Annotated in this window: 4 protein-coding genes and 1 pseudogene; all 5 read right to left on the bottom strand. The window is 67.5% G+C overall.

Annotation, left to right across the window (positions count from 1 at the left end; translation table 11 throughout):
• A pseudogene (locus tag EN738_RS34275) lies at positions 1-188 on the bottom strand (hypothetical protein); the annotation flags it as partial.
• Positions 188-382, bottom strand: coding sequence for a hypothetical protein (locus tag EN738_RS34270; RefSeq protein WP_127287363.1), 195 nt, complete (start codon positions 380-382; stop codon positions 188-190). The pseudogene EN738_RS34275 and the gene EN738_RS34270, both read right to left, overlap by 1 nt.
• Positions 367-606, bottom strand: coding sequence for an ABC transporter permease (locus EN738_RS34265; protein ID WP_127287362.1), 240 nt, complete (start codon positions 604-606; stop codon positions 367-369). The genes EN738_RS34270 and EN738_RS34265 overlap by 16 nt, the downstream gene beginning before the upstream one ends.
• Positions 607-711: 105 nt before the next feature.
• Positions 712-915 (bottom strand): hypothetical protein, encoded by a 204-nt coding sequence (locus EN738_RS34260; RefSeq protein ID WP_127287361.1) that lies wholly within the window; start codon positions 913-915, stop codon positions 712-714.
• Positions 912-1,434, bottom strand: a 523-nt coding sequence (locus EN738_RS34255) for a glycosyl hydrolase 108 family protein (RefSeq protein WP_127287360.1), incomplete at its 5' end; no start/stop codon positions are given. The genes EN738_RS34260 and EN738_RS34255, both read right to left, overlap by 4 nt.

Raw genomic sequence — 1,434 nt, 5'->3', positions numbered from 1 at the left:
CCGCTTGCCTTGAACCAGGCCACGGCCGGCAGCGTCAGATAGGCGGCGGCAAGCGCGCCGCAGATCGGCGAAGCGATCATTTCGCGCAGCTTGTAGCGGTGACGCGACAGGGCCCGCAATGCGCCGCCTGCCAGCCCCGCGGCCACCACAGGGCCCTTGATGCCCAAGAGATCGAACAGATCCTGCATCAGGGCCTCCAGCCGCAGAGTTTCTGGCCCTTGCGATTGTGCGCGAGCAGTGCCCTCGCTTCCTCGTCCGACAGCGCGTCAACAGCTTTGGCGGAGAGGCGCAGCGGCCTGGAAACGGCGCAGAAGCCGCCAGTGCTCGTGGTACATCCGGCCAAAGCCGCGGCAAGCAGCATGACAATCAATCCCTTGCCCATGCCTTCAACTCCTGTTTGGCCGCGCCCGCGGGCAGCGCGCCGATGTCGTTGTCGACCCGGTCGGCGAGCGCGCGGGCCGCTGCCTCGGATTTGGCCTGCCTGCTGCGCTCGGTCTCGGCCCCGGCGAACCGCTGGCGAAAGCCCCAGCCGAGCGCGGCGACGACCGAGGCCAGCAGGCCAAGGATCGCGGGATTGTCGGACAGAAAAGAAAGAAGCGCCGTCATGACAGCCACCACGCGACAAGTGCCGCAACGATGAGGAGCGCGCCCGCCAGCCAGGGCAGCGCCTGGTGCAGGAGTTCGGTCAAGACCTCGTTCATTTGGACCCCCTCACCTTTGCCAGTGGAACTTGCGAGCGAGCAGATACCAGGCCTCGGTGACCAGGCTGATCGCCAGGCCGATGCCGGTTTCGAGCGCCATCTGGATGTCGGGGTCGCCCGACAGGGCGGCAGCGTCGCCGGCGCCGAGCAGGCCGCGGGCGACGAGGATCGCCGCGCCGTAGCGCAGCGCGATGCGGATGATGACGGCAATCATGATTTCTTGCCTCCAAGGATCGGTTTGAAAATGGCGAGCAATAGCCGCCAGAACGCATTGCCGACGGGCGCGGCGAGATTGGGCGTTGCCTCTGGATGTGCGGCTTCAGTCGAAGGCGCGGACGAGGCCGGCGGTTTGGCCACCGACAACAGCAGCGCCTCGGCCCGTACCGAGCCGACCCGTTGGCTCCAGCCCCGGCCAAAGGTCGGCCAGGTCGACAGCCGCTTGAGAAACGCCAGACGCGCGTCGCACAGCTCATCGATGACGACATCGGCGGGCCGGGCCCTGACGGCACCGAGCGTGGCCGGACCGATCCGGCCGTCCTCGGTGGCGCCGACGATCGCCTGGAGGCATTTCGCTGCCCTGCCCGGCCCGCTGTTCACGGCAAAGTCGAACACGGCATAGTCGAGGCCGGCGGGGAGTTCGGCGCCGGCGACGGCATCCCAGTAGAAGCGGCGGTAGAGGCGAAATTCCTCGAACCAGTCGAGCCGCGTCGAAAACACCTTTAAGCGGCCGGAC

Source organism: Mesorhizobium sp. M4B.F.Ca.ET.017.02.2.1 (assembly GCF_003998955.1).
Taxonomy (GTDB): Bacteria; Pseudomonadota; Alphaproteobacteria; order Rhizobiales; family Rhizobiaceae; genus Mesorhizobium; species Mesorhizobium abyssinicae.
This window is presented reverse-complemented; position numbering and strand designations above follow the sequence as displayed.